The sequence below is a fragment of the Belliella buryatensis genome (assembly GCF_900188245.1).
GTDB classification, from domain to species: domain Bacteria; phylum Bacteroidota; class Bacteroidia; order Cytophagales; family Cyclobacteriaceae; genus Belliella; species Belliella buryatensis.
This window is the reverse complement of record NZ_FZOK01000002.1, coordinates 357,884-365,426: the sequence shown is the minus strand read 5'-3', so window position 1 is coordinate 365,426 and position 7,543 is coordinate 357,884. Positions and strand designations below refer to the sequence as shown.

At 41.3% G+C, this 7,543-nt stretch carries 6 protein-coding genes and 1 tRNA gene; 6 read left to right on the top strand and 1 reads right to left on the bottom strand.

Features of this window, described 5'->3' with window-relative positions; all coding sequences use genetic code 11:
- Window positions 1-778: 778 nt before the first annotated feature.
- Entirely contained in the window at window positions 779-1,936 is a 1,158-nt protein-coding gene (locus CHB66_RS03605; RefSeq protein WP_089238042.1) for a Fic family protein, read from the top strand.
- Window position 1,937: 1 nt separating this feature from the next.
- Window positions 1,938-2,096: a hypothetical protein gene (locus CHB66_RS17090; protein ID WP_212668434.1), complete on the top strand. Its 159-nt coding sequence runs from the start codon at window positions 1,938-1,940 to the stop codon at window positions 2,094-2,096.
- Between the two features lie 186 nt (window positions 2,097-2,282).
- Here the strand turns inward: CHB66_RS17090 and CHB66_RS03600 are convergent.
- Window positions 2,283-2,356 (bottom strand) — tRNA-Arg (locus CHB66_RS03600).
- A gap of 171 nt (window positions 2,357-2,527) precedes the next feature.
- Here CHB66_RS03600 and CHB66_RS03595 point away from each other — a divergent pair.
- The 4 genes from CHB66_RS03595 to CHB66_RS03580 all read left to right on the top strand — a co-directional run bounded on the left by CHB66_RS03595 (window position 2,528) and on the right by CHB66_RS03580 (window position 7,540).
- On the top strand, window positions 2,528-3,802 hold the full coding sequence (locus CHB66_RS03595; RefSeq protein WP_089238040.1) for a site-specific integrase: 1,275 nt from the start codon (window positions 2,528-2,530) through the stop codon (window positions 3,800-3,802).
- Between the two features lie 183 nt (window positions 3,803-3,985).
- The gene (locus CHB66_RS03590; RefSeq protein ID WP_089238038.1) at window positions 3,986-4,462 is read left to right on the top strand and encodes a hypothetical protein; all 477 of its coding nucleotides are present in this window, start codon (window positions 3,986-3,988) and stop codon (window positions 4,460-4,462) included.
- 331 nt (window positions 4,463-4,793) lie between these two features.
- Window positions 4,794-6,362 carry a type I restriction-modification system subunit M gene (locus tag CHB66_RS03585; protein ID WP_089238036.1) on the top strand — a complete coding sequence of 523 codons (1,569 nt, stop codon included), beginning with the start codon at window positions 4,794-4,796 and terminating at the stop codon, window positions 6,360-6,362.
- Window positions 6,362-7,540, top strand: a complete 1,179-nt coding sequence (locus tag CHB66_RS03580; protein WP_089238034.1) for a restriction endonuclease subunit S — start codon at window positions 6,362-6,364, stop codon at window positions 7,538-7,540. Before CHB66_RS03585 ends, CHB66_RS03580 begins: the two co-directional genes overlap by 1 nt.
- The last annotated feature ends 3 nt before the right edge of the window (window positions 7,541-7,543 follow it).

The following is a 7,543-nucleotide window of genomic DNA, read 5'->3' as shown; positions in this document are numbered from 1 at the left end:
GAGCCAGGATCAAACTCTCCATTGTAAAGTTTCTATCTCTACTCTCGTAGATTATTCCTATCGGCTCTTATTTATTCTTAACTTGAAAACTATCCTAAAATAGCCCTCAATCGTTTCGTCTTACATCACTTCAATGAACATATATGCCTTCACTTTGGCATCTTGTAACAGTTTCCTGTTGGCTTATTTACCAAACTCTCTTTCGAATTGGGTTTGCAAAGGTATTATCAAAATTTAATTTTTCAAAACTGAAATGAAAAAAATTTAATTTTATTTTTGTCATTATTCAATACCTGAAATCATCTTTTATTTTGATTCTGAAAGCTTCTTCCCTCGTTTGGGATTGCAAAGGTGAGATACTTTTGTTGCTATTGCAAGCCCACTTTAGAAAGTTTTTTAAAGTTTCCTTTTCAGGCTTGATTTTCAATGCTATAATTTTTCAATCCCATCATCAAGTCTCTTTTGAAGTGACCTGAGAATAATATGTATGTAATAAAGCTAATCCTCAAAACAGCCGATATGTTCAACAAACATGTATAGTAGAGAATCTGGAGACTAATTTTTAAAAAACAGAAAAAGGTCTTTATAGCTAAACCTTACGCATTTTACTCTCCAAGCCTCACCCCTCCGGTGAGGCTTTTTCTATGCACAAAAAAGGATCGAACTGCAATCAAGAAGATTTATAATTGCAAAAAAGTAAAAAAACGCAATTATAAAATTATATATTTGCAAAAAATTGGTTTTCCGCAAATACAAGAACCTATAGACGCAGAGGAGCATGAAAACAAAAGATATCAAAAACTTCAAAGCAGGAACCTGGATCAAGCGAATTGAATACCGAAGCTTCAGTCCGGAGATGATCAATTTTGAGTGGGTTATTTCAGACCCTAAACTAGCGAACCTGCTCAGTCAAGCGGACAGAAGTTTAGGAAAATTAGACGCCTTTTCTGATTTGATTCCTGACATAGACTTCTTCATCATGATGCACATCACCAAAGAGGCAACTGTTTCAAGCAAGATAGAAGGAACTCAAACTTCATTTCAAGAGGCCCTAGTTAAAGAACAAGACCTTGATCCTGAACGACGGGAAGATTGGAAAGAAGTGCAATGTTATATTGAGGCAATGAATCAAGCCATAGTAGAAATGGAAAAACTTCCAATCTCAACCAGGCTGATCAAGCAGACACATGCTACCTTACTTAAGGGTGCTCGAGGCAAAGAGAAACTACCAGGAGAGTTTAGGACAAGTCAGAACTGGATTGGGTCGAGCTTGAAGAACGCTATATTTGTACCCCCCACACATGACGAAATAGCTGTCCTAATGGGTGATTTGGAAAATTTCATCCACGCTGACACCAGTGAAATCCCATCCTATGTGCCTCACTTGGTAAAAATCGCCTTGATTCACTATCAATTTGAAACCATTCACCCTTTCCTTGATGGGAATGGAAGGATTGGCCGACTGCTGATTACTTTATACCTGCTAGACAAAGGACTCTTGAAACGTCCAGTTTTGTACCTGTCAGATTTCTTCGAAAAAAACAGGAGAGACTATTACGACAACCTGATGCGAGTACGTGAAAAAGACGATATATACAGATGGATAGAATTCTTCCTGATTGGAGTGATCGAGACAGCGGAAGCTAGCATTCATACTTTTCAGCAAATCCTAGAACTACGTGAGAAAGTAGAGCTTACTCAACTGATTGAACTCGGTAAACGACAGCAGGACGCAAAAAAAGTCATGAATTATCTCTACAGGAACCCTATATTAGACAGTGCTAAAGTTGCGGAACTACTAGAAGTACACGCTTCTACAGCCAATCGCCTGATCAATGATCTTGTCCAGCTTGGCATATTGGAAGAACTCACTGGTTTTAAACGTAACAGGATCTTTGCTTTTCAAGCATACATCGATTTGTTCAACACACCATAGCATGAAAATTCTCCAAGCCTCACCATCACAGTGGGGCTTTTTTCTTTTTAATCCACCCAACCCCTTTACCTTCAAAAACTTAAAGTATGCACAAACCTTCTCCTTCTCAAAGCATCATCCAACCAATCTCAAGGCGGAGGCAAGAGGAACTTTTTATTGACGGCGAATTGCCTCCAACAAGTCTTAATTTTTCAACACATAAAATCATATCTTCTCCCAAGGGCAGAGCTTCTATGTGACCTCGTCAGGGTTCAAATACCGAAGTATCGGTTCAGGCTCTGAAACCCCCTGAGCCATAATCCGCGTTTAATGCAAAAAAAAAGCCCTGCTAGGCAGAGCTATTATGTGACCTCGTCAGGATTCAAACCTGAAACCTCCTGAGCCGTAATCAGGTGCTCTATTCAGTTGAGCTACGAGGCCAAATTGGGATTGAAACCTGAAAATCAACAGGTTACATCTTTCACTTCTCTCAGATCTCAAACGGTTTTCTGCAAGGGAGACAAGATTGGGAGACAAAAGTGAAACTTTTAGCGGTTTGAAACAAGGCGTGTACGCAAAGTTTTCATCAAACCCCAATGTATCAAATGACAAATGTACACCGAAAACACCCAGGTCAACTTAATACTGCAGACCTGGAAACCTCTAAAAAATGATAAATTCCCTGTAGTTTTAAGAGTCTACCACGATAAAAAGCGGAGATACTACAGAACTGGCATCTCTGCAAAAATTGAAGAGTGGGACGAAAAGAATGCTGGTATAATAGGCAAACCACGAGAAAACAAAACCTTACAAAAGTTTCTCATCAAGGCACAAGACTTCATACAAAAAATCTACTTACTCCAGGAAGAATTCGATTTCGACTTGCTGAGTGAGGAGATCAGCCCCTCTCCTACAAAGAAGAGACTGGAAAACATCGAGACCTTCTGGGAGTCGGTCATCGAAGATCTCAGAAAAGAGAAAAGACATGGTACTGCCGATTCCTATGATAACGCACTTGTTAAGTTCAAGCGGTTTCTGAACGGTAAAACACTTTACCTCCACCAAGTCACACAACAGACTTTCGAGAAATTCCGCATTTATATGGTGCAGTCGGGGCAATCCACCAATGGAGTTGGTGTTTACCTGAGAGCCATGTCTGCTGTGTATGGAAGGGCGCTGAACAGAAAGCTAGTCAAGCCAGAAGAAGACCCAAGAATCGGCTTTCGGATCAAAACCAAAAAGACCCATAAGAAAGCAATCAAAAAAGAAGAGGTGCACCAATTGGCAAAACTCGACTTGAGTCAGTTTCCTTATATGGAAGAATCGAGGGATATGTTTCTCTTCTCTTACTACTGTCAGGGAATGAACCTAAAAGACCTCTCCATGCTCAATTGGCATGAAAATATCGTGGAGGATCGCATCTTCTACCACAGAGGAAAAACAGCCGACATGTTCAGCATATATATAAAGGAGGAAACCATAGGCCTAATTCTCGAAAAACAGAAAAAGGTATTGGCAGCAAAGCTAGATGCAGGCTTAATCAAGAACACCATTGCAAAAAGCTTGGTCTTTCGAATCTTTGACACCCTCAGTGAAAAAGAAATGTCAGACCCTGCGAAAATCACCAAGGTAAGGAAGCAACGAGCCAAAGTCATCAACGCACATCTCAGAAAGCTCGGCGAGACTGAACTTGGCTTCAGCCCATCACAACTCAAGTTCCTGACCTTCTACGCTGCACGTCATACCTATGCTTCTGTACTCAAATCCCAGCATGCACCTGTTACACTCATTGCAGAAGCCCTTGGTCATGCAGACATCAGAACAACACAAGTGTATCTGGACAGCTTTGCCAACACGGAGTTAGATCATTTCAATGATCTCTTGTAAAGTTCTAAGAAAATTGAGGACCCCTCCAAAATAATTCTGTTGGTCGTGAACATGTTGACCAAAGCAACTCTATCCCGACCTTCAGAACTATTGGTTCCGACACAGTTATGCTCTAACTTCGAAAGTGCAGAATCATCAAAAAAATCAATCAAACTTTTACAAAAAACAACATCTTAAACTCACATGAAAAACACAAGAACCTACTTCATCGCATTATTTGTCTTGCTCTTTTCTAGTTGTTCACTCTTTGATAGTGAAAATGATGACGACTGGCCAGAAACCGGCAAAGTGGCAGTGAAAATAAAATCTAGCCCCACTCTCTCAAATGACTCTTTTGAGTTTACATGGTTTTATGGAGAGAACGGAGATGGAGATATTTTCGGAACACTTACCAATGAATCGTCCTTTGTCTTCGAAAGCCCAGAACTAAGAAGAAGTCTAGGCGGAACTTCCATGTTCATTAGGCTTGAACCTGAAGAGAAATTTTCGGGAGAGGGAATGACAAACCACACCTCCCGATGCTATGAATTCGTAATAGACTTTGAATATGCAGGTAAAAAATTTAGAACTGAGAAAGTGAATATCGGCCGAAGCGCCAACAACGCATTCAATTGTCCGGATGGAGAAAGGCTTTTCCTCCTCAATATTTCACTTCCATAAACAAATAAAGTTTAACGCTCCTACATTTAACTCTCCAAGCCCCACCCCTCCCTCCGGTGGGGCTTTTCTCTTTCAACTCAGTCAATCACTAAATCTCAAAGACCTTTACCACGAACAAACCTTCTCTTTCTCAAAGCATCATCGCCCCAATTTCAAGGTGGAGGAAGAAGGAATTTTGTGTTGACGGCGCTTTACCTCCACCAAGTCTTGATTTTTCAACACAAAAAGTCATATCTTCACCCTAGGGAAACCCCAAACAAAAAACCAGTTTTTCACTTGGAATCCGGACTTTCTCAATCAAGTCTGAGAACCAGCAACGAATACAGCATACATGTCAGAAGAACAAAAACGCCTCCTGGAAAGCAAACTCTGGGGGATCGCCAATATTTTACGCGGCAAAATCAGCGCAGACGATTACAGAGATTACATCCTCGGATTTATATTCTACAAATACCTCAGCGAGCGGCAGTACTTATATGCCAACAACCTGCTGGAAACAGAGACTATCAAGGACTACCTCAAACTCAACGACCCAGAACTGCTGGAAGCCATCAAAGAGGAGTCCTTGCAGGCACTGGGTTATTTCCTGAAACCGGAAGAACTCTTTGCTTCCATCACAGCCAAGGGCAATGCCTCCACAGAGACGGACAGCAACTACATACTTGAAGATCTCAAAGCGGTACTCAATCACATCGAGCAAAGTACCATGGGTACAGATTCCGAAGAGGACTTCAATGACCTTTTCTCTGACATCGACCTGAGTTCTAACAAAATCGGACGCACAGTAAAAGCCCGAAATGAAGTTGTAGTGCAGATCTTAAATAGCCTAAACTCCATCGATTTCAGATTGGAGGACATCGAGTCTGATGTACTTGGCGATGCATACGAGTACTTGATTGGCAAGTTTGCTGCAGGTGCTGGTAAGTCGGCAGGAGAATTTTACACCCCGCAGCAGGTCTCGAAGATCTTGGCAAAGCTGGTCAGTACAGATAAGGAAAAACTCAAATCAGTCTATGACCCTACTTGTGGCTCTGGCTCTCTCCTACTCCGTGTAGCGAAGGAAGCTCAAGTGAGTGAGTTTTATGGACAAGAACTCACCCGAACCACCTACAACTTGGCGAGGATGAACATGATCCTCCACGGTATACATTATAGACAGTTTGACATCAGGCAGGACGATACTTTGGAAAATCCACAGCATCTCGATCAGCGCTTCGAGGCGATTGTGGCAAACCCTCCTTTCTCTGCCCACTGGAAGGGTGACGACAACTCACTCTACAACAGTGATGAACGCTTTAGCCAATATGGAAGGCTTGCACCAAAGACCAAAGCAGACTTTGCTTTTATGCAGCATATGCTTTTTCAGCTGGCTGACAATGGAATCATGGCAAGTGTATTCCCTCATGGAGTTCTGTTTCGTGGAGGTGCGGAAGGGCTTATCCGACAATATATGATCAAGGAGATGAATGTGCTGGATGCGGTGATCGGTCTCCCTGCCAATATTTTCTACGGCACGTCGATTCCAACATGTATCGTGGTCTTGAAAAAGTGCAGAAAGTTTGATGACAACATCGTCTTTATCGATGCAAGTAGTGACGAGAACTACATCAAGGTCGGCAACCAAAACGAGCTTCGAGATATTGATGTGGAGAAGATCATCGATACCTATAGGAACCGTGAGACTTTAGACAAATACAGTTATGTAGTCTCCTTAGAGGAGATTGCAGAAAATGACTACAACCTCAATATCCCACGCTATGTAGACACTTTTGAGGAAGAAGAGCCTGTGGATTTAGATGCAACAGCAGCTGAAATACAGCAACTGGACGCAGCACTGAAAAGCAACGATACTGTTCTGAAAGCATTTTGTGAGGAATTGGGAATTAAAGCTCCATTTTAATGGAAAAAGAATCTACAAGAAAGCCAAAACTGAGATTTTCAGGATTTTCTGAAAACTGGGAAAAAACCACTTTAGGAGAAATCCTGACTTTCAAAAACGGACTCAATGCCGGAAAAGAAGATTATGGTGATGGAGAAAAATTCATCAACGTTTTGGACATCATCCAAAACAATTTTATAACCCACGACAAAATCATTGGGTCCGTTAAAGCATCTGAAAAAAACAAAGAGCTGTATAAAGTTGAGTTTGGTGATGTACTTTTTCAACGCAGTTCTGAAACAAGGGAAGAAGTTGGACAAGCAAATGTGTATCTCGATAGAGAAAAACCAGCATTGTTTGGTGGCTTTGTTATCAGAGGAAAGAAAAAGAGTGAATATGACCCCATTTTCATCAATCATCTTTTAAAAACACCACTTTCAAGACAAGAGATCACTTCAAAAAGTGGAGGTAGCACACGATACAATGTGAGTCAAGAAACACTTTCATCAGTTGAAATTACGATCGCATCCCTACCCGAGCAGCAAAAAATCGCCTCCTTCCTCTCTTCTGTTGACGAGCGGATTGAGTTGTTGGAACAGAAGAAAGAAAAGCTGGAAGTCTACAAAAAGGGTGTGATGCAGCAGATCTTCTCACAACAGATCAGATTCAAGCAGGACGATGGAACTGACTTTCCTGACTGGGAGGAGAGGAAGTTGGGGGAGATTGCACTAGTCACAACTGGAAGCTCCAATAGACAAGATTCAGGATTACAGGGAGAATATACTTTCTTCGATCGATCTGTAGATATAAGAAGAAGCCCTATATTCCTCTTTGACTGTGAAGCTGTAATTATTCCAGGAGAAGGGCAAGATTTTATCCCACGACATTTTGAGGGAAAATTTGACCTCCACCAGAGAACCTATGCCATAATGCAGTTTACATCTTGTTTTGGGAAATTTATATACTACAAACTTTGCCACGACAGGAAGCACTTACACAGTCAAGCTGTTGGCTCCACCGTCAAATCTCTCAGATTACCGACCTTTAAATCTCTTCCAGTTTTATTACCATCTTTAGACGAACAGCAGAAGATTGTTACCTTTTTAGATTCACTTCAATCGACTCTCAACCAAATAGAAAGTCAAATAGGGGGACTAAAAACTTGGAAAAAGGGCCTGTTGCAGCAGATGTTTGTGTAACTA

Excerpts from the sequence above, each read along its gene's own strand:
- CHB66_RS03605 (WP_089238042.1), top strand. The coding sequence starts at position 779 with ATGAAAACAAAAGATATCAAAAACTTCAAAGCAGGAACCTGGATCAAG.
- CHB66_RS17090 (WP_212668434.1), top strand. The coding sequence starts at position 1,938 with ATGAAAATTCTCCAAGCCTCACCATCACAGTGGGGCTTTTTTCTTTTT.
- CHB66_RS03595 (WP_089238040.1), top strand. The coding sequence starts at position 2,528 with ATGTACACCGAAAACACCCAGGTCAACTTAATACTGCAGACCTGGAAA.
- CHB66_RS03590 (WP_089238038.1), top strand. The coding sequence starts at position 3,986 with ATGAAAAACACAAGAACCTACTTCATCGCATTATTTGTCTTGCTCTTT.
- CHB66_RS03585 (WP_089238036.1), top strand. The coding sequence starts at position 4,794 with ATGTCAGAAGAACAAAAACGCCTCCTGGAAAGCAAACTCTGGGGGATC.
- CHB66_RS03580 (WP_089238034.1), top strand. The coding sequence starts at position 6,362 with ATGGAAAAAGAATCTACAAGAAAGCCAAAACTGAGATTTTCAGGATTT.